This window comes from Arthrobacter sp. B055-34 (assembly GCF_059090425.1).
This window is the reverse complement of record NZ_JBNHFQ010000016.1, coordinates 1-26,040: the sequence shown is the minus strand read 5'-3', so window position 1 is coordinate 26,040 and position 26,040 is coordinate 1. Positions and strand designations below refer to the sequence as shown.

Sequence of the window (26,040 nt, the reverse complement as noted above, 5' to 3'; positions counted from 1 at the left end):
CTACTGGAACGGGTAATTGTGGCGCTTTCGTAGGCATAAGCTAGAGGCGTGAGTGCTCTGATGATCGGCCTGCTGGCCGGACTGGCCGGCATCGTGCTGGGTGCCTTTGGTGTGCTCGCCTTCAGGCTGAGCGAGAGCCAGCGGCGGGACCGCATCGAAGTTGCCGAGCCGACCATTCCGGATGGATCGGCGGAAGTGTTGTCCGTCGTCGGACGTGCCTACGTGATTGTTGATGTGATCGACGGCGTAGTGCGTGCCAGCCCCGGGGCCTATGCCTTTGGCCTGGTCCGCGGCCACACCGTGGTGCACAAGGAACTGCTGGAACTGACCGCACGGGTCCGCCGCGACGGCGTGATCGAAGAACGACAGCTGGAACTGCCCCGCGGCCCGTTGGGCCAAGGCACGATCATCGTGCAGGTACGGGTGGCTCCCATCGGGGACGAATACATCCTGCTCCTGGCCGACGACCGGACCGAAATCACCCGCACCGAGGCGATGCGCACTGACTTCGTCGCCAACGTCTCGCACGAACTGAAAACGCCGGTCGGCGCCTTGTCGCTGCTGGCCGAGGCGATTGAAGAGGCCGCGGATGACGAGGTTGCGGTGCGCCGGTTCGCCAAGCGGATGGAGAAGGAGTCCAAACGGCTCAGCGCGCTGGTGCAGGACATCATCGAACTGTCGCGGCTGCAAAGTGCCGACGTGGTGCAGTCCGGTGAGGCTGTCGACCTCAACGCGGTGGTCGCCGAAGCCGTGGACCGCAACCGGCTGCCGGCCGAAAGCAAGGACATCAAGATTGTGGTGGGCGGCAAGCTGGACAACGAAGTCTACGGCGACGCCGATCTGCTCATGACCGCGCTGCGCAATCTCATCGACAACGCCATCCGCTATGCGCCGGAGAGCTCCACCGTGGGAGTCGGCATGCGGACCCGCGACGGCCTCGCCACGGTGTCGGTTACCGATCAGGGGCCCGGGATCAGCCAGGATGAGCAGGACCGTATCTTCGAGCGCTTTTACCGCATCGATGCCGCGCGTTCGAGGCAGACCGGCGGAACCGGGCTGGGCCTGAGCATCGTCAAACACGTCATTTCCCAGCATGGCGGTGAAATTTCGGTTTGGTCCCAGCCCGGGCAGGGATCGACCTTTACCGTCCGGCTGCCGGAGATGGAGCAGCCCGATTCCGAGGACGAGGCCGGCAATGAACCGGCCCGGGAAACACCAAAGGGCGCAGGCGCCCGTGAGCAAGGAGTTAGTGCTTGACCCGCATTCTGGTTGTCGAAGATGAAGAGTCGCTGAGCGATCCGCTGAGCTATCTTTTGGGCAAAGAGGGCTTTGAAGTACAGGTTGTCGACAACGGTTTGGACGCCGTAGTGGAGTTTGACCGGTCCGGTGCGGATCTGGTCCTGCTGGATCTGATGCTGCCGGGACAGTCCGGCACCGAGGTGTGCCGGCAGCTGCGCCAGCGGTCCAACGTACCCGTGATCATGCTGACCGCCAAGGACGCGGAGATCGATAAGGTGGTCGGCCTGGAACTGGGCGCCGACGACTATGTCACCAAGCCCTATTCCTCACGCGAACTGGTAGCCCGTGTCCGCGCCGTCCTGCGCCGCCAGGGCGAGCCGGAAGAGCTGATTTCCAATACGGTCCAGTCCGGCCCGGTGCGGATGGATGTCGAGCGGCATGTGGTCAGCGTCAGCGGCGAGCAGGTCTCCCTGCCGCTGAAGGAATTCGAACTGCTGGAAATGCTGTTGCGCAACGCGGGCCGGGTGCTCACCCGCGGCCAGCTGATCGACCGGGTCTGGGGCTCCGACTATGTCGGGGATACCAAGACCCTGGACGTCCACGTGAAGCGGTTGCGCAGCAAGGTGGAGCCGGACCCGTCCGCCCCGCGTTATCTGGTCACCGTCCGCGGCCTCGGCTACAAATTCGAGCCGTAAACCCCTGGTCACACAAACAAGGACCGCACTCCTTGCGGGTGCGGTCCTTTTGTATGTCCAGTCCGGGCCAGCCGGCGGGGGGGGGGGACAGCGGCTAGTGCGACGCCGTTTCGGTTGCCTCCGGGCTGGCGCTTTCGGTGGGGGCGGTGGTTTCGGCCGGGACGCCGCCGGGTACGAACTCGGCGTATTCGGGCAGGGTGCCGTCAAGGACCGGTACGCCGATAACCTGGGAGTCCGAGTTGACCTGGACGGTGACGTCAACGATGGAACCGGGAACGCCGCCCGGGTTGCTGAGGATCGTTTCGTTCTCATCCTGCTCGAAACGGATCTGCCCGTTGGCCGGAACGGTAACGCTGGCGGTGCTGCCGGCAACGGCCAGGCTCAGCTGGACGGGGGAGTCCGAGGTGTTTGCGGCGGTGCCCAGCACGCGGCCCGGCGATTTGGCATCGGCGGCAACGATCATCAGGTTGCGCAGGTCGATCGGGCCGATGTCGGCCACGACGCCGTCGCTGGCCGCGTAGGAGAACGTAGTCGCCTGTTCATTGATGGCGCTGCACCCTGCGGTCCCCAGCAGGGCTAGTGCGGCGGCGCCGGCTACAAGGGCACGCTGCACACGGTTCTTCGGCGCAATCTTCACAGCAGGAACTCCTCAATCAAAAGGCTTTGTAGATGAGTGGCGGTTGCGCGACAGAAAGCACAACACGGTCACTAGCCTAGCCGTAATTGCCCAAAAAACAGGACTCGGCACCCGTAAAGAACGCGTCAGACTGACCCCGGGATGCATCAATCGTCGGATCCGTCAAGACCATAAGGCGGATCATTTTGCCCCTCCGAGGGCCTCTGACCAGCGCAAACTCGGGGAAGTAGGGCCTTTTTCCGTGGTAAACTTGTAGGCGGGAAAGGGGAAAGTCCACATGGTATTTGAGGTCGGCGAGACGGTAGTTTACCCTCACCACGGTGCAGCGAAGATCGAAGAGATCAAGATGCGCACCATCAAGGGCGAAGAGAAGATGTATCTCAAGCTCCGCGTGGCTCAGGGTGACCTGACCATTGAGGTTCCGGCAGAGAACGTAGACCTGGTTGGCGTTCGGGATGTAGTGGGCAAGGAAGGCCTGGAGCACGTGTTCGACGTTCTCCGTGCCGAGTTCACTGAAGAGCCCACCAACTGGTCGCGTCGGTACAAGGCGAATCTGGAAAAACTGGCCTCCGGTGATGTTATCAAGGTAGCGGAAGTAGTCCGTGACTTGTGGCGCCGGGAGCAGGACCGCGGTCTTTCGGCAGGCGAAAAGCGCATGCTGGCCAAGGCCCGCCAGATCCTGATTTCCGAACTGGCTCTTGCGGAAAAGACAGACGAAGACAAGGCAGCTGAAGTGCTCGACGAGGTCCTGGCCTCCTAACCCGGCAGCCTGCAAGGCACAATGAACTTAAAGCGGCCGGTCCTGGTGGACCGGCCGCTTTTTCAATGCCGGTATAGGCTTGGGCCGTGCCCAGAAGTTCCAAGCCGCGGATCGGCGTCGTTGTTGTTGCAGCAGGCTCCGGCCAACGCCTTGGCTACGGGCTGCCCAAAGCCCAAGTACCGCTGGCCGGACGCACCGTCCTGGCGCACGCGCTGGAGGGCATCCTAGCCTCAGGGATCGCGGAGCGGATTTGCGTGGCCGTACCGGCGGGCGATTCCGTGCTGCGGGCCGTCTGTGCCGGGGCTTCCGGGCGGGTTCCCGTGACGGTGGTGGAGGGCGGTGCCAGCCGTGCCGCTTCCGTGAGCCGGGCACTGGCCGGGTTGGGCCCGGATCTGGACGGCATCCTGGTCCACGATGCCGCCCGCGCGCTCACGCCGCCGGAAGTTTTCGTCCGCGTGGTCGAGGCGCTGGCCGCGGGGGCGAAGGCCGTCATTCCTGCGGTTCCCGTGGCGGACACCATCAAGACCGCCGTTCCCTCCGCAGCCGGGCAACAGGCCATCGCCGGCGAAAAAGTGGCCGGAACCCCGGACCGTTCGCGGCTGCGCGCAGTGCAGACCCCGCAGGGTTTCGACGCCGCCGCCCTGACCGCCGCGCACCGCACCTTGGCCGCGATGGGGCCGCTGGAGGCCGAGGCGATCACGGACGATGCGATGCTGCTGGAAAGCCAAGGCACCGAGGTGTTCCTGGTGCCCGGATCGCCGGAGGCCCTGAAGATCACCACGGCGCTCGACTTGATGACCGCCGAAGCGTTGGTGGCAGCCCGCTCCGGAACCGGCCAGCCGGCCACCGCTAACCAGCCTGCCCCGACAATGGAGGATTGATCCGTGGCCACGTTCCCCTACCCGCTTCCGCGCACCGGCATCGGCGTGGACGTCCACGCTTACGCACCCGAGGATGACCCGCAGCCGCTGTGGCTGGGCGGCCTGCACTGGGAGGGCGAACGAGGCCTGGCCGGTCATTCCGACGGCGATCCCGTCGCCCACGCCGCCGCAGATGCCCTGTTCTCGGCCGCAGGAGTGGGCGATCTCGGCACCCACTTCGGCACCGACCGGCCGGAATACGCTGGCGCCTCCGGGCTCACGCTGCTGGCCGAAGCCGCCCGGATCGTTCGCGACGCCGGGTTCGAGATCGGCAACGTCGCCGTGCAGCTGATCGGCAACCGCCCCAAGTTCACCCCGCGGCGGGACGAGTCCGAGGCGGCCCTCACTCAGGCCGCCGGAGCGCCGGTGAGCGTCTCCGCCACGACCAGCGACCGCCTGGGTTTCACCGGCAGAGGCGAGGGGATCGCGGCGGTGGCGACCGCCGTCGTTGTTTCGGTTCGCCAGCCCTGACAGCTAATCTGGAGCGGTGAGCCTGAGATTCTATGACACCGCCAGTGCAGAAGTCCGCGATTTCGTCCCGCTGGAGCCGGGCAAGGTAGGCCTCTACTACTGCGGTGCCACGGTGCAGGGGGATCCGCACGTGGGCCACATCCGCTCGGGCATCGCGTTTGACCAGCTGACCCGCTGGCTGCGCTACAGCGGCTACGAGGTCACCGTGGTCCGCAATGTTACGGACATCGACGACAAGATCCTGGCCAAATCCGCCGCCTCCTACCTACCGGAAGCGCTGGAGGACCCGCTGGCGGTCCCCAACGAGCCGTGGTGGGCGCTGGCCTACCGCTACGAGCAGGCCTTCGAGCGCGCCTACGACATCCTCGGCGTGCAGCGGCCCACCTACGAGCCGCGCGCCACCGGGCACATTCCGGAAATGCACCAGCTCATCGCGCTGCTGATCGACCGCGGCCACGCCTACCCCGCGCTGGACGGCTCCGGCGACGTCTACTTCGACGTGCGCTCGTGGTCCGAGTACGGCTCGCTGACACGGCAGAAGATCGAAGACATGCAGGCAGCGCCCGACGCCGGTCCCCGCGGCAAGAAGGATCCGCGCGACTTTGCGCTGTGGAAGGGTTACAAGGAAGGCGAGCCCGCCACCGCCAGCTGGCCCAGCCCGTGGGGCACCGGCCGCCCCGGCTGGCATCTGGAATGCTCGGCCATGGTCACCAAGTACCTGGGCCCGGAGTTCGACATCCACGGCGGCGGGCTGGATCTGCGGTTCCCGCACCACGAAAACGAGATGGCGCAGTCCCGCGCCGCCGGCCACGGTTTCGCCAACTTCTGGATGCACAACGGCATGGTCACCTACGAGGGTGAAAAGATGTCCAAGTCCGTGGGCAACATCGTCACCCCGACCGAAATGCTGGAGCTGGCCCGGCCTGTGGTGGTCCGCTACTACCTGGGCCAGGCGCAGTACCGCTCCGCACTGGATTACAACCCGGGCTCGCTCACGGAGGCCGCGGCCGCCGTCGAACGTATTGAAGGGTTCCTGCAGCGGTCACTGAAGTTCCTCTATGGCGAAGACTTCGGCTTCGTGGGCAGCGATGTCCCGGAGGCCTTCCGCGCCGCGATGGATGATGACCTGAACGTGCCGCAGGCGCTGGCCGTGATCCACGAAACCGTGCGGGCCGGCAACACAGCCCTGGACGGCAAGGACAGCGAGGGGGTAGAGCGGGCGCTGCACCAGGTGCTCGCGATGACGGACGTGCTCTTCATCAACCCATTGGATCCGCACTGGAACACCGGCGGGACGGACATCGCGGCACGCCAGGCGCTGGACACCCTGGTCCAGGCGCAGCTCGAGGAACGCCGGGCAGCGCGCGAAGCGAAGGACTGGGCCAGGGCCGATGCCATCCGCGACACGCTGGCCGCGGCCGGCGTCGTGGTGGAGGATTCCGCGGACGGGCCCACGTGGACCGTGGCAGCCCGGTAAACTCGTACGCATAGGCAAGACCTGGACGACGGGAATCGCTAGAAACTGATCCCGCGCCGACCGGTGCGGAGCATATTTGACTGACCGAAGGTAAAACCATGGCCAACAAAGGACGCCCCGGAGCGGTGCGCAAGACCAAGAAGGGCCCCACCACGGGGACCGGAGGGCACGGGCGCAAGTCCCTCGAAGGCAAGGGGCCGACCCCGAAGGCGGAGGACCGGCCGTACCACAAGGCCTACCGCGGCAAGGAACTCGCCGAACGTTCCGCTGCCAAGCGGCCCGCAGGCCGGGCAGGGGCCTCCCGCGGACGCAGCAAGACCGCCGAGGAGGTCGTCACCGGGCGCAACTCCGTGGTGGAGGCACTGCGCGCCGGAGTGCCGGCGAAAGCGCTGCACGTCGCGGTCCGGGTGGAGATGGATGACCGGGTCAAGGAGTCCCTGAAGCTCGCCGCCGAACGCGGTATCCCGGTGATGGAAACCCATAAGCCGGAACTGGACCGGATGACCGAAGACGCCGTCCACCAAGGCCTGGTCCTGCAGATCCCGCCGTACGACTACCAGGACGCGCTGGAACTGGCCGAAGAAACCATGGCCAAGTTCAAGAAGGGCTACATCCGCAACGCGCCGCTGTTTGTCGCGCTGGACGGCATCACGGACCCGCGCAACCTCGGTGCCATCATCCGCTCGGCCTCGGCCTTTAGCGGTCACGGCGTCATTGTGCCCGAGCGCCGCTCGGTGGGCATGACGGCCTCTGCCTGGAAGACCAGTGCCGGTGCGGCCGTGCGCGTCCCGGTGGCCAGGGCCTCCAACCTGAACAACACGCTCAAGGCCTTCAAGCAGTTGGGCATCTACGTCGTGGGGCTCGACGGCGGCGGAGACGTTTCGCTGCCCGGGCTGGAACTCGCTACCGAGCCGCTGTGCATCGTGGTCGGTTCCGAGGGCAAGGGCCTGTCCCGGCTGGTCCGCGAGAACTGCGACCAGATTGTCTCCATCCCGATCGACTCGGACATGGAATCGCTGAACGCGTCCATGGCCGTGGGCATCAGCCTGTACGAAGTATCCCGGCAGCGCGCTGCGCAATAGCGCCGCCGTACCAACAGAACAGGCGAACCCTTGGCCAACACCGCCGATTCCGTCACTCCCATCAACACCACAGCCAACCCGAGCGTCGGCAGGCAGACCGCCGGGCGCCGGGGCAGCGAGGGCCGTCCCTCCCGGACCTCCAGTCCCGCACCGCTGGGCGTCAGCACCGGTGCTGCCGGGCTGGTGGCCGGGGAGGTCAACGTGGCGGTGTTCGCGCCGGCGGTCTCCGCCCTGGACATCCATTTCGAGGACTCCGACGGCCGGTGGGTTTCCGCGCTACTGCCGGAGCTGACCGATGGCGTGCATCATGGGGTCGTCCGGGGTCTGCTCCCCGGCGGCCGCTATGCGTTGTGGCCGCACGGCAAAGCACTGCCCGACGGCGGTGCGGGGCAGCTGCTGCTGGATCCTTACGGCCGTGCCATTGATGACGACGGCGGCATCTTCCGTTCGATTCATGTGGAGGCCGGGTTCGACTGGGCCGGCGACACTTCGCCGGAGGTGCCGTGGCGTGACACGGTGGTCTACGAATGCCATGTGAAGGGCCAGACCAAGCTGCACCCGGAGATCCCCGAAGCGCTCCGCGGCACCTACGCGGGCCTGGCGCACCCGGTCATGCTCGCGTACTTCAAGAACCTGGGCATTACTTCCGTCCAGCTGCTGCCGGTGCATTTCCATATCGACGAGCCGCACCTGCAGGAGCTGGGCCTGTCCAACTACTGGGGCTACAACACGCTGGGCTTTTTCGCCCCGCACGCCCAGTACGCCACCAAGGCCGCCCGCGCCGCGGGGCCAAAGGCTGTGCAGGACGAGTTCAAGTCCATGGTCAAGAGCCTGCACGAAGCCGGGCTCGAAGTCATTCTCGACGTGGTCTACAACCACACCGCCGAGGGCGGCAAACACCAGCAGACCTACTCGTTCCGCGGCCTGGGCGACGAGGTCTACTACCGCCACGACGGCCACGGCAACTATCTGGACACCACCGGCTGCGGCAATACCCTTGACCTGAACGAGCCGCAGGTCCTGGCCCTGGTACTGGACTCGCTGCGGTACTGGGTCCAGGAATTCCATATCGATGGCTTCCGTTTCGATCTGGCCGTCTCGCTCTGCCGCGACCCGGACGGCCATTTCAATCCGCGCCATCCGTTCCTGCGTGCGACGGCGGAAGACCCCACGCTGTCCCGGGTCAAACTGATTTCCGAACCATGGGACGTGGCGCCGGGCGGCTGGCAGACCGGTAATTTCCCTGCTGGCTGGGCGGACTGGAATGACCGTTTCCGCGATACCGTCCGGGACTTCTGGCTCGGGGACCAGCACGCCATCAGCCAGGGCATGCCGGGCGGATCGGTGGCACGTCTGGCGAGCCGTCTGGCCGGCTCGGCCGATGTCTTCGCCGGTTCCGGCCGCAGCTCGCTGGCGTCGGTCAACTTCATCACCGCCCATGACGGTTTCACCCTGGCGGACCTGACATCGTACGACCGCAAGCACAACGAGGACAACGGCGAAGAAAACCGGGACGGAACCAACCACAACCGCAGCTACAACCACGGGGTCGAAGGTCCCACGGGCGACGCGGCCGTCCTGGATGCGCGGGCCCGCTCCGCCCGGAACCTGATGGCCACTCTGCTGCTCTCGCTCGGCGTCCCGATGATCACCGCCGGGGACGAACTGGGCAAAACCCAGCACGGCAACAACAACGCCTACTGTCAGGACAATGAGCTGTCCTGGCTCAACTGGGTGCTCGACGACCGCCAGGAACAGATGTTCAAGATCACGCGGCGGCTGCTGCGGATCCGGCAGTCCTTCCTGACCAGCCAGCCGCGCAGTTATCCCACCCGGGAACAGAGCTCCTATCTGCTGTGGTTCAACGAAGCGGGCGAACCCATGACCCAGGAGCAGTGGACCGATCCCGGCAGCCGGACCGTCCAGCTGCTGATGGGCTCGCCGGACGGCGTCATCGACGGGCTGGTGGTGATCAACGGCCGGTGCGAGCCGCGGAAGATCACGATGCCCAGCGCCGGCGCCCTGAAGGATTTCGGCATCCTCGACGGCAACAACCGGATGTTTGAACTGGTCCTGACCACGTCCAAGCTGGATGACCAGCGCCGCGGCGCCAAAGTGCGCAGCGGCGAACGCGAGATCATCGGCGCGGATGCCCTCAGCGTCTATCGCGCCTGGCTACCGGGCGAAAATTAGAGAACGACGGCGGTGTGCACCACCGCCGTCGTTCCCCTTACCCGTCTTGGCCAGGTCCCGCTCTGCTACAGTCGCGGACCAATCCGGAGCGGATACCCCTGAAAGCCGGCCTAGACCCGGCCGGCCGGCGGCTCCTGGACGTGCTGGCGTGCCGTGTCGGCCCGGTCCTTGACGTCCTGCGCCGCCGTCTGGCCTTCGGCCTTGACGTTCTCCGCCGACTCCCTGGCCGAGGTCTTCAGATCCTCGGCCGCTTCCCGGGCAGGTTCCTTCATGTCCTGCGCCACCTGCTGGGCGGAAGTCTTGACCTCGTCGACCAACGGCTGGGCCTGGTCCTTCACCTTTTCGGCCGCCTGCTGCTCTACCTTGCTGGCGGGGAACAGCGAGGAGACCAGCCAACCGGCGCCGAAGGCGATCAGGCCCGCGGCCAGCGGATTGCCCTCGGTCTTGCGGGCAATCTGGTGCGGTGCTTCGCTGACTGCCTCGCCGGCGTCGTGCGCCATGGACCGGGCGGAGCCGCTCGCGTCATCTTTGGCACCCATGACCGAGTCCTTGGCGCCCATGACCTTGTCCTTGGCCCGGCCAACGGAATCCTTCACCTTGTCCGTCTGCCGGTGCACAATGTTCGAGGGCGAGGTCTTCTCTGCGACGGCGTCTACATCCGTGCCAAGCCGTGCCCGGGTACGTTCGATGTCTGCTCGGATTTCTTCTGGTGACTGGCTCATCGTGCTTCCTCACTGGGCTTGAGAGTTTCGGGTATTTTCTTGACGGACTCCGTCGTGCGGGGCATCCCTTGGATGGTCTTCATCTGCTTCTTGCCGACGGCGAAGAGGATGGCGCCGATGATTGCCCATATGACGGCGACTATCACCGCGGACCAGCCCCAGCCGATGAGGGAGCCGAGGGCATCCCAAAGGCCGATGGAGAGGAACAGCAGGACGAAGTGGCCCGCGACCGCGGCACCCACCATCATCCCTACGCCCTTGCCGGCCCTTGTTCCGGATTCCTTGAGTTCGGCCTTGGCCAGTTCCAGTTCCTGGCGCATCAGTATCGAAATGTCACGGCTGACTTCGCCGAGCAAATCGCCCAGCGACTCGTTCTCCGCCTTGACTTCGGCGCGCGTGGGCGGAACCTGACCCGGATCGGGAACGCGGTTCTCGGTCATCGGCTCCCACCGCCCTCATACGGGTCCCGCTCCGGAATGGCCGTGCCCCGGCCGCCGGCCGGCGGTTCCTCCGGGTAGCTGATGGTCTCCGGCGTGCCAGCCGCTCCACCGAGACCGGAATTTGTTTCCTGGCGCTCGGTGGCACCGGTCGGGGTGCCGGAGGGATACCCGATGGTTTCCGGGGCTCCGGCTGCGCCGCCGAGTGCCGAGCCTGTCTGTGCACCCGGGGCAGCGAAGCCCGCGGCGCTTTGCGTGTCGTAGTCATAGTCGGACACTGCCGGCGTCGCGCGGTGTGCGCCGCCGTACTGTGTTGCGCCTTGTCCGATCTGTCCGGATCCGCCGCTGTCGGCGGTGAGGCCGCGGGTGAGGCGTCCCGCGAGCAGTCCTGCGCCGGCCGCGATCGCAAGGAAGGCGCCGGGACGTTGGCGCGCAAAGCGCTTGGCTTCGTCGAGCAGCGAGCCCGGATCACGGTTCTCCAGCCAGCCCGCCACGGAGCCCGCCTTGTCGGCCGCCTGGCTCACAAGACTGGTCGCCGTGCCGGAACCTTCGGAGTTTTGGGACATGGACCGGAGCTCATCGCCGATGGAGCGCAGGCCCGATGCCACGCGCTGCTGCTGGGTGCTGGCCTGGCTTTTGACATCGTCGCCGAACTCGGTCATCAGGCCACGGGCCTTCTCCTTGGCCTCGTGCGCTACCTGCTGCGCCTCGCCCTTGGCCGTTTCCTTGACGTGCTCTCCGGCAGCCTTGCTCTCGCGGCCTACTTCCCTGGCCTCTTCCTTGGCAGTATCGCTCTTGGACTGCTGGCCTGCCGGCGTGGCATAGGGATCCGGGGCGTAGGGATCCTGGCTGACCGGGCCGCCGGGCTGGTTGGAGCCGGGAATGCCGTCGTCGTAATTGCCGGTATTCGGATTCGTAGTCATCGCAATTCCTTTTCCTCGTCGGTTTCTTCCTGCGGAGCAGATGATGGTTAGCCTGGGCCGCCGGAATCATCCTCGGTCTGGGCGTACTTGCGGCGCAGAGAACGGCCGCGCTCTATGTCCTCCTTTTCTTTTTCGAGCTGCTTGTCGCTCTTGCGGGTATCACGAGGCGGCAACTGAATAGTTTCCTCCGCCTCGATGCCGGCCTGCAGCTGGCGGCCGCGTTCGGTTTCTGCATCGAACTCGGCGCCGAACAACAGGGACAGATTGGCCAACCAGAACCACAGCAGCAGTACGATCATGCCGCCGATAGCGCCGTAGGTCCGGTTGTAGTTGGAAAAATTGGCTACGTAGAAGGCGAAGCCGGCCGTGGCCAGGGCCAGCACCAACAGCGCGATGAATGCGCCCATGCTCATCCAGCGGAATTTCGGCTGCTTCACGTTGGGAGTAGCGTAATAGAGTAGCGCTACTACCAGCACGGCAAAGGCGGCCAGCACCGGCCACTTGGCGATGTTCCACACCGTCAGGGCAATCTGACCCAGCCCGATGGCCGAGCCGATGGCTTCCGCAACGGGCCCGGAGAGAATCAGGATGAGCAGCATCAGCGCAGCCAGCACCACCACCACAAGCGTGATCAGCAGCATGACCGGACGCAGCTTCCAGAACGGGCGGCCCTCCTCGATTTCATAGATCCGGTTCATCGCGCGGCTGAAGGCGTTCACATAGCCGGAGGCCGACCACAGCGCGCCGGCGACACCGACAATCAGAGCCAGCCCCGCAGTGGGCGCACTGGCCAGCTGCTCGATCGGCTGGCGCATGGTTTCTGCCGCCTGCCCCGGTGCCAAGCGCTCGAGCACGTCTGTCATGAATGTTGTGGTCTGCTCGCCCTGCCCGAAGACGCCGAGCAGTGAGACCAGCGCCAGCAGGGCCGGGAACAAGGACAGCACAGCGTAGTAGGTCAAGGCAGCGGCGAGATCCGTGCATTGGTCCGCAGAGAACTCACGGACGGCCTTACGGAAGACATAGAGCCATGACGGCTTCTTGAGGTCGCCGGGGGAATCGGGCTTACGGGAGTCCTCGGGCGATGGCGCATTTGAACCCTTTGCCGCCGTTTCATCGTGTGCCATGATCACCTCCTGAGCAGAACCCGACATGGTCGGACAAATTCCATCGTATTGGTAAGTATGCTTAGAAGTAAGGGGTTCCCTTGGAACAGGAGAAATAATGAAAATGCCAACGCCCCGCGGACCGGTGAGCTCGATCCTGATGGACATCCTCGCCACGGCACCGCAACACCATGTGCCCGAGCTGACGAGGCTGGGCGCCGCCATGGAACAGACGGCCGGTGTGCAGCTCATGGACGACGACGACCTGCAGCTCGCGCTTTTCTGCCTTTACGAGCTGCACTACGGCGGCATCGAAGGCGTGGACGACCGATGGGAATGGCATCCGGAGCTGACCGCGTTCCGGCTGGAGCTGGAACGCCGCTTCGAGGGCGTCCTTCGCCGGATGACTGACATGCGCGACGCGCCACCACCCGTCGCCGCGGACGTGGCGGCGGCGCTGTTCAAGCTCACGGGGGACGACGACGGCCCCAGCGTTTCGAAATACGTCGCCAGGGAGGCGACGCCGGAGCAACTGCGGGAGTTCCTGATCCACCGGTCCGTGTACCAGCTCAAAGAAGCGGATCCGCACAGCTGGGCGATCCCGCGGCTGACCGGCCGGGCCAAGGCGGCCCTGGTGGAAATCCAGGCGGACGAGTATGGCGGCGGCCGGCCGGAGAAGATGCATTCAACCCTCTTCGCCCGGTCCATGCGGGGCTTGGGGCTGGACGATCAGTACGGCGCGTACGTGGACCTGATTCCCGCCGTGACGCTGGCTTCGGTCAACATGATGTCGCTCTTCGGCCTGAACCGGCGGCTGCGCGGGGCGATCGTGGGGCACTTGGCGGCGTACGAAATGACCTCATCCATCCCGAACAAGTTCTATAGCCGGGGCTTCCGCCGCCACGGCCACGGCGAGGATGTGACCGGCTACTTCGACGAGCATGTCGAGGCCGACGCCGTCCACGAACAGATCGCCGGGCGCGATCTGGCCGGCGGACTCGCCGAAGCGGAACCGGAGCTGCTGCCGGACATCCTGTTCGGGGCCGCAGCGGCGCTGGCCGTGGACGCTTTGGTGGGAACGCACCAGCTGTCGGCGTGGCAGGCCGGGCGCAGCTCGCTGCGGATCCCGCTGGACCTGGCGGCATGAGCGGCGGCGGTCCTGTCCGTGGGCAGGCGGGCGGGGCGTCGGCATGACCGGGACTGGGGGCAGCGGGACGGAGGCGCAGTTACCTGAGGCTGAGTACATTCTGCCGCTGCGCTGGTATTCGGACGAGGGCCTCGATGAGCTGACCGGGTACCTCCGCATGCTCTCGGGCTGGATCCGGATCACCGTAGTGGACGGCTCCGCCCCCGAACTTTACAAGGCGCACGCAGCGGCGTGGGCCGGGTTGGTGGAGCACCGCAGGCCCGAAGCCTGGCCGGGACGCAACGGCAAGGTCGCCGGCGTCATGACAGGGGTGCGGCACAGCAGGAAGGAGTACCTGGTGCTGGCCGACGACGATGTCCGCTACACCCTTCCCGCGCTCCGCCGGTTGGTGGCACTGCTGGCGGGAGCAGACGTTGTCCGGCCGCAAAACTACTTCCTGACCCTGCCCTGGCATGCCCGCTGGGACACCGCCCGCACGCTGCTCAACCGCGCCGTTGCCTCGGACTTCCCCGGTACGCTGGGGGTCCGCCGCAGCGCGCTGGACGCTACAGACGGTTACGACGGGGACGTATTGTTCGAAAACCTCGAGCTGATCCGCACGGTCAAGGCCGCCGGCGGACGGGAACTTCGGGCGGACGATCTTTTTGTCGGCCGGATCCCGGCAACGGCCGCACATTTCAGGGGACAGCGGGTCCGGCAGGCCTACGACGACTTCGCCCAGCCAATCCGGCTGACCGTGGAACTATTGCTGCTGCCGCTGACGATCTTCGCGGCCCGCCGACCGGCCCGCTGGATCCCGCTGCTGGCGGCCGCCGTCGCCATGGCGGAAGCCGGACGACGGCGGAAAAACGGGCGCGCTGTCTTCCCGCCGACCTCGGCGCTGTGGACACCGTGCTGGCTGCTCGAACGCGCCGTCTGCATCTGGCTGGCGTTGGGCCAGCGACTGGCCGGTGGCGTGAGATACGCCGGCAACCGGATGCCCACGGCCGGCACGCCCGGCTACCAGCTGCGGCGGAAGTACGCCGCCCAACGATCGCAGCACATCCCATCACCGCTCCCGCCCCGGGACCAGGAAAGGAACTTCCCATGCAGCCAGCCGAGCCGATCGAGTCAACCGAGCCAACCTGCAAAACAGCAGACACCGATGAAAATGCAGGCACGTCAGGAAGCCCTTGCAGCCCCGCACAGCCGGACAACGTCCTCGTAGCGTGCCCGGACGGGCCCTTCCTGCTGCGCGGAGATGTGGAAATCGTGACGCCGGACGGTGAACCGGTACCGCGCCGCCGGAAGACCGTAGCGCTGTGCCGTTGCGGAGCGTCTTCGATCAAGCCCTACTGCGACGGCACCCATAAGCTGATCGGCTTCACCACCGCCGTCGGCACAGCGGGACAGTCTTCTTCCCCGGAGGCATAGGCCCCGTTGCGGCCAGCCGCCTAATTCGCGTTGGCCACCAGCCCAAGCTCGGCTTTCGCCGCCATGGAGTCATGCAGCGGCAGGACCCGTACGGTGTAGCCAAAGGAACCGGAGCGGTCGATCACGACCTCCCCGCAGAACAGGAACCTGCCCTCGCCCAAGTCCTCTTTAAAGGAGAGCGCATCGAAGCCCGTCTGGTCCAGCTCATCTCCCTCGCCAACCTGGCCGTGGGCTACCTCGACGCAGACATCCGAAGGGTTGAGCTTGCCCAGGCGTACATAGGCATTGACCCGCAGCGGGTCCCCGATCTGCGGATTGTCGGACACACCGAGCGAGTCCACATGTTCCACTGATACGTCGGGCCAGGCCGCGCGCACCCGCCTGATCCAGCCCGCAAAATCCCGGGCGACGGCGAAGTCCGCGGCGCGGGCGTCGCGGCCTGCGGTGCAGGCGGGCGTGTAGAGCTGGCGGACATAGTCCTCCACCATGCGCTCGGCCGAAACAGCGGGCCCCAGGTTGGCCAGGGTATGCCGGATCATCGCAATCCACTGGTGCGGCAGCCGGTCGGACGGTGCAACTGGCGCGGACGGCCCGGCGGCAGTGGCGCCTTCGGTAGCCTCCCCGTAGAAGCGCGGGGCCACCTGGTTCTCCAGCAAGTCGTACAGGGCGGCGGCCTCGATGTCGTCGCGTTCCTCGGGGCTGACCACCGAATCCGTTCCGGACGTCGTGGAAGGATTAGCCGTCGGAATCGCCCAGCCGTTGTCGCCGTCGTACATTTCATCCCACCAGCCATCCAGTACGGACAGGTTCAGCCCGCCGTTGATAGCCGCCTTCATGCCCGACGTTCCGCAGGCCTCGAGCGGCCGCAGCGGGTTGTTCAGCCAGACGTCGCAGCCCGGGAAGAGCGTGCGCGCCATGGCGATGTCGTAGTTGGGCAGGAAGACAATCCGGTGCCGGATCGCGGGGTCGTCGGTGAAACGGACCAGGTCCTGGATCATCCGCTTGCCCTGCTCATCGGCGGGGTGGGACTTGCCGGCGATGACCAGCTGGATGGGATGCTCCTTGTGCAGCAGCAGTGCCTTGAGCCGGGCCGGATCGCGCAACATGAGGGTCAGCCGCTTGTAGGTGGGGACGCGGCGGGCAAAGCCGATGGTCAGCACATCCGGATCCAGCACGTTCTTGGTCCAGGCCAGCTCGGCATCCGTGGCGCCGCGTTTTTTCCAGGAGGAGCGCAGCCGCCGCCGGACGTCGTCGATCAGGGTGGAGCGCAGCTCGCGGCGCAGGTTCCAGATCTCCTCGTCGTCGACGTCGTAGACCTTGTCCCACTGCCGGGCCACCACGGACTCGGTGCCGAACTTGGCCTTGGCCAGCGCGGCGATCCGGGCATCCACCCAGGTGGGCACGTGGACGCCGTTGGTGACGGAGGCGATGGGCACTTCCTGCGTGTCGAACCCCGGGAAGAGTCCGGAGAACATGCCGCGGGAGACCACGCCGTGCAGCTTGGCCACGCCATTGGCCCGCTGGGCCAGCCTCAGGCCCATGACGGCCATATTGAATTTGGTGGGATCCCCGCCGTCGTAATTTTCGGCGCCCAGGGCGAGGATCATTTCGATGGGCACATTCGGGGCCAGGCCGGCGCGGAAGAAATGCTCGACCTGCAGCTTCTCGAACCTGTCGATTCCGGCCGGTACGGGGGTATGCGTGGTGAAGACCGTGTTGGCGCGGCCCGCGGCCTGCGCCTCGTGCCAGTTCAGCCCGGTGTCCATCAGCTCGCGGATCCGCTCGACGCCAAGGAAGCCGGCATGGCCTTCGTTGGTGTGGAAAACTTCCGGCGCGGGTGTGCCCGTCAGCCGCTCGTAGATGCGCAGGGCCTTCACGCCGCCCATGCCCAGCAGCAGCTCCTGCTGGAGCCGGTGGTCGCCGCCGCCGCCGTAGAGCCGGTCCGTAATATGACGCGCGGCCTCGTCATTGCCGGCCACGTTCGAATCGAGCAGCAGCAGCGGCACGCGTCCGACGTCGGCACGCCAGATGTGCGCCAGCAGGCGGCGCTCATTGGGCAGCGGCAGTTCTACCTGCGCCGGCGTCCCGTCGGCTTCGCGCAGGAGGGTCAGCGGCAGCCCATCCGGATCCAGCACCGGGTACGTTTCCTGCTGCCAGCCGTCGCGGCTGAGGGATTGCTTGAAATAGCCGGCGGCGTAGAGCAGACCGACCCCGATCAGCGGCACGCCCAGGTCCGAGGCGGCCTTGAGATGGTCCCCGGCGAGAATGCCGAGCCCGCCCGAGTACTGGGGCAGGACCGAACTGATGCCATATTCGGGGGAGAAGTACGCGATGGACGACGGCGCGTCCTCGCCGAGGGTCTGGTACCAGCGGTCATCGCTCAGGTACCGGTCCAGGTCTGCGCTGAGCGCCTGGACCTGCTCCACCAGCGCGGCGTCGGCCGCCAGCGCCTGGAGCTGCTCGCGGTTAAAGGAGCCCAGCAGCGCCACCGGGTCGTGGCTTTTGGCCCACAGCGCCGGGTCGAGGCGCTCGAACAACTGCTGGGTGGGTCGGTGCCAGGACCAGCGCAAGTTGCCTGCCAGCCGGCCCAGGGCGGCGATGCTGTCAGGGAGAACAGTGCGGACCGTAAATCTGCGGATTGCCTTCACTCGGCCTACGGTAGCGCAGATGTAACCATATGTCGGTTTCAAATACGTAAACGCTTGAGTAACGATCCGAATTTGTACCCAGTTCGTCCAGAAGCCTTAGCAAACCGGCACATTTGTCGCTAACGTCTAGTCTGTGAGCACATTCACTGAGGAACCGCGTCCGGCACCGTCCAACTCACGCCTGCGCTTTGGCAGGATCCCCATCACCGGGGTCTCTCCGGTGGTGGATTGCGGGCGTTTCCCCGCCAAAACCGTACCCGGCGAGGACATCGAAGTCTCCGCCACAGTCTTCCGCGAGGGCCATGACCGGCTCGGCGTGACCGCGGTGCTTTACGATCCGGACGGCAACGCCGTGCAGCGGACCCACCTGCGTCCGCTCGGCGGCGGAACGGACCGCTGGGCCGGTACTCTGCGGCCCACGGCGCCGGGAAACTGGACCTTCACCATTGAAGGCTGGGGCGACCTTTACGCCACCTGGCACCACAACGCCGAGGTGAAGATCGCCGCCGGCGTGGATGTGGACCTGATGCTGGCCGAAGGCATCCGCCTGTTCAACCAAGCTGCCGGACAGGACGGCCGTCCGGCCGAGAACGCCGAGGTCCTGCGCCGGGCCGCCGGCGCCATCGCCGATGAGGGCCGCTCCGCCGAAGACCGCCTGGCCGCGGGAGGCTCGGACGAGGTCCTTACGGCGGTACGCACCCACCCCATCCGCAGCCTCGTCACCGAGTCGCAGCGGTACCCCATCCTGGTGGAGCGGGACCTGGCCGGGCGCGGCGCTTGGTACGAGTTCTTCCCCCGCTCCGAGGGCGCCGTGTTCGATCCGGCCGCCAACAAATGGACGTCGGGGAACTTTGCGACGGCGGCAGAGCGGCTCCCAGCCGTCGCCGACATGGGATTCGACATAATTTACATGCCCCCGATCCACCCTATCGGCGTGACGAACCGCAAGGGTCCCAACAACACCCTCACCGCCGGGCCGGATGATCCGGGCTCGCCGTGGGCCATCGGTGCCGCCGAGGGCGGCCACGATGCCATCCACCCTGACCTGGGCACGTTCGAGGACTTCGACCGCTTCGTCCAGTCCGCCGCGGACGTGGGGCTGGAAGTCGCCCTGGATCTGGCGCTGCAGTGCTCGCCGGACCATCCTTGGGCCAGGGAGCACCCGGAGTGGTTCACCACCCGCGTGGACGGCACCATTGCCTACGCGGAGAACCCGCCGAAGAAATACCAGGACATCTACCCGCTGAACTTCGACAACGACCCCGAGGGCCTGTCGGAAGAAGTGCTGCGCATCGTCCGGCTGTGGGTCAGCCACGGGGTGAAGATCTTCCGGGTGGACAATCCGCACACCAAGCCGGTCTGGTTCTGGGAATGGCTGATCGGCGAGGTCAACGCCACCGATCCTGATGTGGTTTTCCTGGCTGAGGCATTCACAGTGCCGGCGATGATGCATGCGCTGGGCCGTGCGGGGTTCCAGCAGTCCTACAGCTACTTCACTTGGCGCAACCAGAAGACCGAGATCGAGGAGTACCTGACCCAGGTCAGTCATGAAACCGCGGCCTTCTTCCGGCCGAACTTTTTCGTCAATACTCCGGACATCCTGACCGAGTTCCTCCAGTACGGCGGCCCGGCGGCGTTCAAGATCCGCGCCGTGCTGGCCTCAATGGGAAGCCCGCTCTGGGGCGTCTACGCCGGTTACGAACTCTACGAACACGTCGCCCGGCCCGGCGCCGAGGAATACATCGACAATGAGAAGTACGAGTACAAGGCGCGGGACTTTGCCCGTGCGGAAGCGGAAGGCCGCTCGCTGGCCCCGTACCTGACGCGCCTTAACCACATCCGGCGCGCCCACCCGGCGCTTCGGGACCTGCAGAACCTGACCGTCCACCGGAGCACGGACGACGCCACCGTGGTCTTTTCCAAGCACAAGGAAAACCTGCCGGCCGCGGACGGCAGCGAGGGCACCGGGAAAGACACGATCATCGTCGTCGTGAATGTGGATCCGCACAGTGCCCGCGAATGCACCGTCAGCCTGGACCTCGCCGTACTCGGCCTGGACCCGGCGGACCTGAACGAGGACGGCACCTTCTGGGTGGACGACCTGATCAGCGGGGAAAGCTGGCGGTGGGGCGAGCACAACTATGTGCGGCTGGACGCGCATTTCGAGCCCGCGCATATCCTGCATATCCGTAGGAGCAGCTAGTGGCCAGTCCCTTCCAACTCCATGCGCCTGGACTGGCGCATGACCCCCATTGGTATCGCAAGGCCGTCTTTTACGAGGTCTTGGTCCGCGGTTTCGCAGATGCCAATGGGGACGGGTCGGGGGACTTCGTGGGACTGATCGACAAACTGGACTACCTGCAGTGGCTGGGGATCGACTGCCTGTGGGTGCCGCCGTTCTTCAAATCCCCCCTGCGCGACGGCGGCTACGACATCGCCGACTATTACGACGTGCTCGACGAATTCGGCACCATCAGCGACTTCAAACGCCTGGTGGCCGAGGCCCATGCCCGCGGCGTCCGGGTGATCATCGATCTGCCGCTGAACCACACTTCGGACCAACACCAGTGGTTCGAGGCGTCGCGGCGGGAGCCCGACGGGCCGTACGGGGACTTCTATGTCTGGAGCGACACGGACGAGAAGTACCAGGATGCGCGCATCATCTTCGTCGATACCGAGGAATCCAACTGGGCGTTCGACCCGATCCGCCGGCAATTCTTCTGGCACCGGTTCTTCAGCCACCAGCCGGACCTGAACTACGAGAACCCCAAGGTCATCGAGGCCGTTTTCGACGTCGTTAGGTTTTGGCTGGACCAGGGCATCGACGGTTTCCGCGCGGACGCCATTCCCTACCTGTTCGAAGAGGACGGGACCAACTGCGAAAACCTGCCGGCAACCCACAAGTTCCTGCAGGACCTGCGCGCCCTGGTGGACTCGGAGTACCCCGGCCGGGTGATCATCGCCGAAGCCAACCAGATGCCCCATGAAGTCGTGGAGTACTTCGGCGAAAAGACCGACGACGGCGGGTTGGTGCCGGAGTGCCACATGTGCTTCCATTTCCCGATCATGCCGCGGCTGTTCTACGCCCTGCGCGACCAGAAGGCCGCCCCCATCATCCAGACCATGGAAGAGACACCGGACATACCCACCGGTGCACAGTGGGGCACGTTCCTGCGAAACCATGACGAGCTGACGCTGGAAATGGTGACCAATGAAGAACGCGAGGCCATGCTCGGCTGGTACGCGCCGGACTCGCGGATGCGGGCCAACATCGGCATCCGGCGCCGGCTGGCCCCGCTGCTGGATAACTCCCGCGCCGAGCTCGAGCTGATCCACGCGCTGCTGCTGTCGCTGCCGGGCAGCCCGTTCCTGTACTACGGGGACGAGATCGGCATGGGCGACAACATCTGGCTCGAAGACCGCGATGCCTCGCGCACGCCGATGCAGTGGAACCCGGACCGAAATGCCGGATTCTCGACGGCGGACCCGGGCAAGCTTTATCTGCCGGTGGTGCAGTCCCTGGTCTACAACTACAACTACGTCAACGTCGAGGCGCAGCTTGCCCACAGCAGCTCCCTGCTGCACTGGGTGCGCCAAATGCTCGCGGTACGCAAAGCCCATCCTGCCTTCGGGCTCGGCGGCTACCGCAACGTGCCCACAGAAGCCGAATCCGTCCTGGCATTCATCCGCGAAATTCCGCCGGGCAACCGCGAAGGGGCGGAACCGGAAGCGCTGCTGTGCATTTTTAATCTGTCGCAACACCCGGTGGCCGCGCCCTTGCGGATGCCGGAATTTGCGGGGCGGGGTCTGCGCGACTTGTTCGGCGGACTACCCTTTCCTGCCCTTGACGACGCCGGTCAGCTGACCCTGACGCTCGGCAGCCACGATTTCTTCTGGCTGCGTGTGCGTTCGGCCCGGTCCAATCCGGCGTCGCCTTTGACCGAAGCCCTTCCCGTGCTCACTTCGGTGAACACCCGTTCTGAGGTGGAGAGCCCATGACAAACACCGTTACCAATGCTTCGCAGTCCTTGCCTGAACTGCTCCACGACTGGTTGCCGCAGCAGCGATGGTTCCCGGCCAAAGGCAAAGAAACGGTGCTGCGCCGGCTCGGCGGAATCCGCCTGCAGGATCCGGCAGACGCCGTCGCGCTGGAGGTCCATATTGTTGCGGTCCACACCGACCAGGACGTCTTCATCGTCAACGTGCCGGTCAGCTTCCGGCACGAACCGCTTGAGGGCGGCGAAGCGGCGCTGATCGGCCATACCGGAGCCGAGCCACGGCAGGGCACGGAAAACTGCTGGCTGTACGACGGCACCCACGACCCGGTATTCGTCGCCGCCTGGCTGGAACTGATGCGGCGCGAATCCGTGACCGCGGACGGCCGCACCCGTGGCCACGCCGGCGCAGGCTTCGGCGACTGGCCGCCGTTCGACGCGCCGCTGAAGGCCTCCGTGCTCGCCGGCGAGCAGTCCAACACCTCGGTGGTCGTGGAAACGGACAGTGCATCCCTCATCGTGAAGTTCTTCCGCGTCTTGGAGGCCGGCGCCAATCCCGATGTTGAAATCGGGGCGATGTTGAGCGAGCTTGGCGCCAGCGAAGTTCCCGCCACCTACGGCTGGGTGACCGGAGGCTGGCACACACCGGGCCAGCACACGGATTCGAATGCGGACAAGCTGTGGGACTCCGGGCATCTGAGCGTGCTGCGCGAGTACATCGCGAACAGCAAGGACGCCTGGCGCACCGCCTCGGCGGCGGCCTTGGACGACGCCGATTTCACCAAGGAAGCCGGCGAACTTGGGCAGGTTACGGGCCGGATCCACAGCCAGCTGCGGAAGAGTTTCGGCGCACATGAGGCTACTGAAGAGGAAGCCGCAGCGCTGGCAGCCGAACTCCGCGAGCGGATCCGGTGGGGTTGGGCGCAAGCAGGATCCGCCGTCGGTCCGCTGGACCGGACGGTGGATGAGCTGCTCCGCCGGCTGGAAAACCTCGAGGAACGCCCCGAGCTTCAGCGGATCCACGGCGACTATCACCTGGGCCAGGTCCTTCACTCGGTCGAACGCGGCTGGGTAGTCCTGGACTTTGAAGGCGAACCGCTGCGTCCCATGGGCAGCCGCGGTACGGACGATGTCGCCCTGCGCGACGTCGTTGGCATGCTTCGGTCCTTCGACTACGCGGGCGGCGTCGCGGTCACCACCGCCGAGGGCAATGAATCGGGACAGGTGGAAGCCGCTGCAGACCGCTGGACAGCCGCGGCCGCTGATGCGTTCATCGCTGGCTATGAACGTGAGACCGGGGTCCGCATCGACACGACCTCCCCGCTGTTCCTAGGCTTGTGGCTGGACAAGGCGCTCTACGAAGTTGTGTACGAACAGCGGAACCGTCCGCGCTGGGTCGGCGTCCCTGTCAAGGCCGTTCGCCGCGCGCTGGAACAGATGCAGACTGCCAACTCTTCTGCCGGCAACTCTTCTAACGCCAACTCTTCTACGGCGGGCGACGGCGAACCGGCTGCAAGCAGTTCCGCTGCAGGCCACGCATCCTCCTCGGAAACGGCACAAGCTGTCGGTCCCGCAGCGGCGACGCTTGCCGAAGGGCGGGCCGAAACGTCGGCGACCTCCGCGACCAGCGCCGGCAATCCGGTGCCGGTCGACCAGAACACGCTGTCCGCCGTCGCGCATGGCAGTTACTTCCAGCCGCACGCCGTCCTCGGCGCCCATCTGGATGACCACGGCCATGTCACGGTCCGCTCGCTGCAGCCGCTAGCGGACTCCGTCACCGTCATCACTGCGGCAACACGCGTGTCCATGCAGCACGAGCAGGAAGGCGTCTGGGTTGCCACCCTGCCCGCGGAACGTGTGGGCCATGTGCCGGACTACCGTCTCGAGGTGGTGTACGACGGCGGCGCCCCCCTCCTGGTGGACGATCCGTACCATTACCTGCCAACGCTGGGCGAAATCGACCTGCACCTGATCGGCGAGGGCCGGCACGAAACGCTGTGGACGGCTCTGGGCTCGCATGTCCGCCACTACAATTCCACACTGGGCGACGTCACCGGCACCAGCTTTGCCGTATGGGCGCCGAATGCCCAGGCCGTGCGGGTCAAGGGTGACTTCAATGGCTGGAACGCTGTCCGGCATGCCATGCGGTCCATGGGCGGATCCGGTGTTTGGGAGATTTTCATCCCGGGCGTCGCATCTGGCTCCATCTACAAGTACGAGCTGCTGGGCCGCGACGGGCACTGGCATGAGAAAGCGGATCCCATGGCCCGCTGGACCGAGGTGCCGCCGCTGACCGGTTCACGTGTCGTGGATACCCGGTACAACTTTTCCGACGGCGAGTGGCTGGCCCGGCGTGCTGCACGCGATCCACACAACTCGCCCATGAGTGTGTACGAGGTGCACCTGGGTTCCTGGCGGGTCGGTCTGGACTACCGCCAGCTGGCCGAGCAGCTGGTCGAGTACGTCAAGTGGCAGGGCTTCACGCATGTCGAGCTGATGCCCGTGGCCGAGCACCCCTTCGGCGGGTCCTGGGGCTACCAGGTCACCTCCTACTACGCGCCTACCTCGCGGTTTGGCCATCCGGACGACTTCAAATACCTGGTGGACAAGCTGCACCAGGCCGGCATCGGCATCATCCTGGACTGGGTGCCGGCGCACTTCCCCAAGGACGAGTGGGCTTTGGCCCGCTTCGACGGCCAGCCGCTTTACGAACACGAAGATCCCCGGTTGGGCGAGCACCCCGACTGGGGCACGCTCATCTTCGACTTCGGTCGCCGCGAGGTACGCAACTTCCTGGTTGCCAACGCCCTCTACTGGTTTGAGGAGTTCCACATCGACGGGCTGCGCGTGGATGCTGTCGCCTCCATGCTCTACCGCGACTATTCGCGTGAGGAAGGCGAGTGGTACCCCAACATCCACGGCGGCCGCGAAAACCTCGAAGCCATTTCCTTCCTGCAGGAAGTCAACGCCACGGCGTACAAGCGGGTGCCGGGCATTGTCACCATCGCGGAAGAATCCACCGCGTTCGACGGCGTCACCAGGGCCACCAGCGCCGGCGGACTGGGCTTCGGGCTGAAGTGGAACATGGGCTGGATGCATGACACCCTCCAGTACATTTCGGAGGACCCCATCAACCGGGTCCACCACCACAACAAGGCCACGTTCTCCATGGTCTACGCCTACACGGAAAACTTCCTGCTCCCGATCAGCCATGACGAGGTTGTGCACGGGAAGGGCTCGATGCTCCGCAAGATGCCGGGGGACAGGTGGCAGCAGCTCGCAAACCTGCGCGCTTACCTTGCTTTCCAATGGGCGCATCCGGGCAAGCAGCTGATTTTCATGGGGACGGAGTTCGGGCAGGAATCTGAATGGTCCGAGCAACACGGCCTCGACTGGTGGCTGTCCGAAAACGTTCCGCACAAGGGATTGCAGAAGCTGGTTCGCAACCTCAATGGGCTCTACCGTGAGACCCCCGCCCTGTACGAACGGGACAACGAACCTGCTGGCTTCCAGTGGATCGACGAAAACGACGGGGCGCGCAACACACTCTCCTTCATCCGGTGGGACAACCACGGCAACCCGGTGGTCTGCATCGCGAATTTCGCCGGACACCCGCATACCGATTTCCGAATCGGATTGCCCTGGGCCGGTAACTGGCAGGAAGTACTGAACACGGATGACCCGGAGTACGGGGGATCAGGCGTCGGGAACAAGGGGCTTGTCGCCGGTGCCGAAGGCGCCTGGAATGGCCATCCGGCCTCCGCCGTGCTGACGGTGCCTCCGCTGGGAGTCCTGTATCTGAAGCCGGCGAGCTAAAGCTGCCGCAGCGGAGACCCCCGGAATTCCGCGGGTCTTCGCTCGCAGGCAACCTTGGATTTACATTCGGGCCGAACCGGAGTAGAGTTTATATCCGCGCTGAGGGAACAGTTGAACAGCTCGAAACCACACAAGGCTTAGGTCAAACCTCGTTGAGAGGCGTGCGGGAACGGGTTGATTTGACAGGGACCAGCAGTGCGGGTAAATTTGAAAAGTTGCTCCGGAGCGATGGAGGGCCTTGAAGAAGGGTCCGACTGGTGCCGGGTGCTCCTGTTGTTTGAGAACTCAATAGTGTGCCAAGTTTGTTGATACCAATTATTTTATTGGTTGAATTATTGTCGTGGGGCACCGCCTCCGTGGTG

At 65.5% G+C, this 26,040-nt stretch carries 20 protein-coding genes; 14 read left to right on the top strand and 6 right to left on the bottom strand.

The features are described 5' to 3' along the window. Positions 1-57 precede the first annotated feature (57 nt). Together AC5RWO_RS20790 and AC5RWO_RS20785 are read left to right on the top strand one after the other, a co-directional pair. Positions 58-1,257 (top strand): sensor histidine kinase, encoded by a 1,200-nt coding sequence (locus tag AC5RWO_RS20790; RefSeq protein ID WP_498733795.1) that lies wholly within the window; start codon positions 58-60, stop codon positions 1,255-1,257. Then, the gene (locus tag AC5RWO_RS20785) at positions 1,254-1,934 is read left to right on the top strand and encodes a winged helix-turn-helix domain-containing protein (protein ID WP_074699808.1); all 681 of its coding nucleotides are present in this window, start codon (positions 1,254-1,256) and stop codon (positions 1,932-1,934) included. Before AC5RWO_RS20790 ends, AC5RWO_RS20785 begins: the two co-directional genes overlap by 4 nt. Positions 1,935-2,028: 94 nt before the next feature. On the opposite strand, the gene AC5RWO_RS20780 is transcribed toward AC5RWO_RS20785, so the two are convergent. Beyond that, on the bottom strand, positions 2,029-2,571 hold the full coding sequence (locus tag AC5RWO_RS20780; RefSeq protein ID WP_498733745.1) for a hypothetical protein: 543 nt from the start codon (positions 2,569-2,571) through the stop codon (positions 2,029-2,031). Between the two features lie 277 nt (positions 2,572-2,848). Here AC5RWO_RS20780 and AC5RWO_RS20775 point away from each other — a divergent pair, with 277 nt between their 5' ends. The 6 genes from AC5RWO_RS20775 to glgX all read left to right on the top strand — a co-directional run bounded on the left by AC5RWO_RS20775 (position 2,849) and on the right by glgX (position 9,474). Next, positions 2,849-3,331 (top strand): CarD family transcriptional regulator, encoded by a 483-nt coding sequence (locus AC5RWO_RS20775; protein ID WP_074699806.1) that lies wholly within the window; start codon positions 2,849-2,851, stop codon positions 3,329-3,331. An 86-nt stretch (positions 3,332-3,417) separates the two neighbouring features. Then, positions 3,418-4,212 carry a 2-C-methyl-D-erythritol 4-phosphate cytidylyltransferase gene (gene ispD, locus AC5RWO_RS20770; protein ID WP_498733743.1) on the top strand — a complete coding sequence of 265 codons (795 nt, stop codon included), beginning with the start codon at positions 3,418-3,420 and terminating at the stop codon, positions 4,210-4,212. Between the two features lie 3 nt (positions 4,213-4,215). Continuing rightward, positions 4,216-4,722 (top strand): 2-C-methyl-D-erythritol 2,4-cyclodiphosphate synthase, encoded by a 507-nt coding sequence (gene ispF / locus AC5RWO_RS20765; RefSeq protein WP_074699805.1) that lies wholly within the window; start codon positions 4,216-4,218, stop codon positions 4,720-4,722. A 16-nt stretch (positions 4,723-4,738) separates the two neighbouring features. After that, complete coding sequence (gene cysS, locus AC5RWO_RS20760) at positions 4,739-6,199, top strand: cysteine--tRNA ligase (RefSeq protein WP_498733741.1); 1,461 nt, start codon at positions 4,739-4,741, stop codon at positions 6,197-6,199. A 98-nt stretch (positions 6,200-6,297) separates the two neighbouring features. After that, positions 6,298-7,281: a 23S rRNA (guanosine(2251)-2'-O)-methyltransferase RlmB gene (gene rlmB / locus AC5RWO_RS20755; protein ID WP_498733738.1), complete on the top strand. Its 984-nt coding sequence runs from the start codon at positions 6,298-6,300 to the stop codon at positions 7,279-7,281. Between the two features lie 183 nt (positions 7,282-7,464). Continuing rightward, the gene (gene glgX / locus AC5RWO_RS20750) at positions 7,465-9,474 is read left to right on the top strand and encodes a glycogen debranching protein GlgX (RefSeq protein ID WP_498733793.1); all 2,010 of its coding nucleotides are present in this window, start codon (positions 7,465-7,467) and stop codon (positions 9,472-9,474) included. A 110-nt stretch (positions 9,475-9,584) separates the two neighbouring features. On the opposite strand, the gene AC5RWO_RS20745 is transcribed toward glgX, so the two are convergent. From AC5RWO_RS20745 to AC5RWO_RS20730, 4 genes are read right to left on the bottom strand one after another with little or no spacing between them, the layout of a single operon-like run. Next, positions 9,585-10,196, bottom strand: coding sequence for a DUF3618 domain-containing protein (locus AC5RWO_RS20745; RefSeq protein ID WP_498733736.1), 612 nt, complete (start codon positions 10,194-10,196; stop codon positions 9,585-9,587). After that, the gene (locus tag AC5RWO_RS20740; protein ID WP_498733734.1) at positions 10,193-10,636 is read right to left on the bottom strand and encodes a phage holin family protein; all 444 of its coding nucleotides are present in this window, start codon (positions 10,634-10,636) and stop codon (positions 10,193-10,195) included. Before AC5RWO_RS20740 ends, AC5RWO_RS20745 begins: the two co-directional genes overlap by 4 nt. Further along, positions 10,633-11,556: a F0F1 ATP synthase subunit B family protein gene (locus AC5RWO_RS20735; protein WP_498733732.1), complete on the bottom strand. Its 924-nt coding sequence runs from the start codon at positions 11,554-11,556 to the stop codon at positions 10,633-10,635. Before AC5RWO_RS20735 ends, AC5RWO_RS20740 begins: the two co-directional genes overlap by 4 nt. A 47-nt stretch (positions 11,557-11,603) precedes the next feature. Next, complete coding sequence (locus tag AC5RWO_RS20730; protein WP_498733730.1) at positions 11,604-12,680, bottom strand: YihY/virulence factor BrkB family protein; 1,077 nt, start codon at positions 12,678-12,680, stop codon at positions 11,604-11,606. A 97-nt stretch (positions 12,681-12,777) separates the two neighbouring features. Here AC5RWO_RS20730 and AC5RWO_RS20725 point away from each other — a divergent pair, with 97 nt between their 5' ends. The 3 genes from AC5RWO_RS20725 to AC5RWO_RS20715 are packed head-to-tail and all read left to right on the top strand — an operon-like array spanning position 12,778 to position 15,219. Next, positions 12,778-13,806 carry an iron-containing redox enzyme family protein gene (locus AC5RWO_RS20725; protein ID WP_498733728.1) on the top strand — a complete coding sequence of 343 codons (1,029 nt, stop codon included), beginning with the start codon at positions 12,778-12,780 and terminating at the stop codon, positions 13,804-13,806. Between the two features lie 43 nt (positions 13,807-13,849). Further along, positions 13,850-15,013 (top strand): glycosyltransferase family 2 protein, encoded by a 1,164-nt coding sequence (locus AC5RWO_RS20720; protein WP_498733726.1) that lies wholly within the window; start codon positions 13,850-13,852, stop codon positions 15,011-15,013. Further along, entirely contained in the window at positions 14,911-15,219 is a 309-nt protein-coding gene (locus tag AC5RWO_RS20715; RefSeq protein ID WP_498733791.1) for a CDGSH iron-sulfur domain-containing protein, read from the top strand. Before AC5RWO_RS20720 ends, AC5RWO_RS20715 begins: the two co-directional genes overlap by 103 nt. A gap of 20 nt (positions 15,220-15,239) precedes the next feature. On the opposite strand, the gene glgP is transcribed toward AC5RWO_RS20715, so the two are convergent. After that, a complete protein-coding gene (gene glgP, locus AC5RWO_RS20710) occupies positions 15,240-17,867 on the bottom strand; it encodes an alpha-glucan family phosphorylase (protein ID WP_498733724.1) in 2,628 nt (875 codons plus the stop codon). Between the two features lie 133 nt (positions 17,868-18,000). Between glgP and AC5RWO_RS20705 the strand changes: the two genes are divergently transcribed. The 3 genes from AC5RWO_RS20705 to glgB are packed head-to-tail and all read left to right on the top strand — an operon-like array spanning position 18,001 to position 25,678. Continuing rightward, positions 18,001-20,070: an alpha-1,4-glucan--maltose-1-phosphate maltosyltransferase gene (locus AC5RWO_RS20705; RefSeq protein ID WP_498733722.1), complete on the top strand. Its 2,070-nt coding sequence runs from the start codon at positions 18,001-18,003 to the stop codon at positions 20,068-20,070. Continuing rightward, positions 20,070-21,866: a maltose alpha-D-glucosyltransferase gene (treS, locus tag AC5RWO_RS20700; RefSeq protein ID WP_498733721.1), complete on the top strand. Its 1,797-nt coding sequence runs from the start codon at positions 20,070-20,072 to the stop codon at positions 21,864-21,866. Before AC5RWO_RS20705 ends, treS begins: the two co-directional genes overlap by 1 nt. Beyond that, on the top strand, positions 21,863-25,678 hold the full coding sequence (glgB, locus tag AC5RWO_RS20695) for a 1,4-alpha-glucan branching protein GlgB (RefSeq protein ID WP_498733719.1): 3,816 nt from the start codon (positions 21,863-21,865) through the stop codon (positions 25,676-25,678). Before treS ends, glgB begins: the two co-directional genes overlap by 4 nt. Positions 25,679-26,040: the final 362 nt, after the last annotated feature.

What these genes read in the sequence shown, in the direction of transcription:
- AC5RWO_RS20775 (WP_074699806.1), top strand. Translation starts at nt 2,849, where the DNA reads ATGGTATTTGAGGTCGGCGAGACGGTAGTTTACCCTCACCACGGTGCA.
- rlmB (WP_498733738.1), top strand. Translation starts at nt 6,298, where the DNA reads ATGGCCAACAAAGGACGCCCCGGAGCGGTGCGCAAGACCAAGAAGGGC.
- AC5RWO_RS20745 (WP_498733736.1), bottom strand. Translation starts at nt 10,196, where the DNA reads ATGAGCCAGTCACCAGAAGAAATCCGAGCAGACATCGAACGTACCCGG.
- AC5RWO_RS20740 (WP_498733734.1), bottom strand. Translation starts at nt 10,636, where the DNA reads ATGACCGAGAACCGCGTTCCCGATCCGGGTCAGGTTCCGCCCACGCGC.
- AC5RWO_RS20735 (WP_498733732.1), bottom strand. Translation starts at nt 11,556, where the DNA reads ATGACTACGAATCCGAATACCGGCAATTACGACGACGGCATTCCCGGC.
- AC5RWO_RS20730 (WP_498733730.1), bottom strand. Translation starts at nt 12,680, where the DNA reads ATGGCACACGATGAAACGGCGGCAAAGGGTTCAAATGCGCCATCGCCC.
- AC5RWO_RS20725 (WP_498733728.1), top strand. Translation starts at nt 12,778, where the DNA reads ATGAAAATGCCAACGCCCCGCGGACCGGTGAGCTCGATCCTGATGGAC.
- AC5RWO_RS20720 (WP_498733726.1), top strand. Translation starts at nt 13,850, where the DNA reads ATGACCGGGACTGGGGGCAGCGGGACGGAGGCGCAGTTACCTGAGGCT.
- glgB (WP_498733719.1), top strand. Translation starts at nt 21,863, where the DNA reads ATGACAAACACCGTTACCAATGCTTCGCAGTCCTTGCCTGAACTGCTC.